1 protein-coding gene is annotated in these 376 nt (G+C 59.0%); it reads right to left on the minus strand.

Annotation, left to right across the window (positions count from 1 at the left end):
• Nucleotides 1–61 precede the first annotated feature (61 nt).
• On the minus strand, nt 62–334 hold the full coding sequence (locus tag AUL33_RS21925) for a hypothetical protein (RefSeq protein ID WP_082652818.1): 273 nt from the start codon (nt 332–334) through the stop codon (nt 62–64).
• Nucleotides 335–376 lie beyond the last annotated feature (42 nt).

Consider the following 376-nt stretch of genomic DNA (forward strand, 5'->3'; position numbering starts at 1 on the left):
CCGCCCCTCCCTTCGCTATGGAGGGCTCCGGTCGGGGCGGCCCTGCTTGTCGGCTAATCACTTAGTCGCTTGTGCGTGCTGAACCTTGGCGAAGCGGGAACATGTCTTCACCGTAATGGTGAAGTCTTGCGTGATGGCGGCGGCATAGCCAGCGCACCCTCAAGGGTTCGTCATACTCGTCGTGATGGGCATCGACTGCTTCCATCCCACATACCTCGCATCCTTGCTTCTCCAAATTGCCGGCCTTCACGGCGCGCTGCACAGCAAGATGGGCATCATACTTGACTGGATTGGCGCGGCGCCAGTTCGCTTGTCTAGTATTGGTTTTAAGCACTGCCGCACCGTCCAGTCAGTTGAGGCTGTAACGCCTCCAGGG

This window comes from Aureimonas sp. AU12 (genome assembly GCF_001463705.1).
Taxonomy (GTDB): domain Bacteria; phylum Pseudomonadota; class Alphaproteobacteria; order Rhizobiales; family Rhizobiaceae; genus Aureimonas.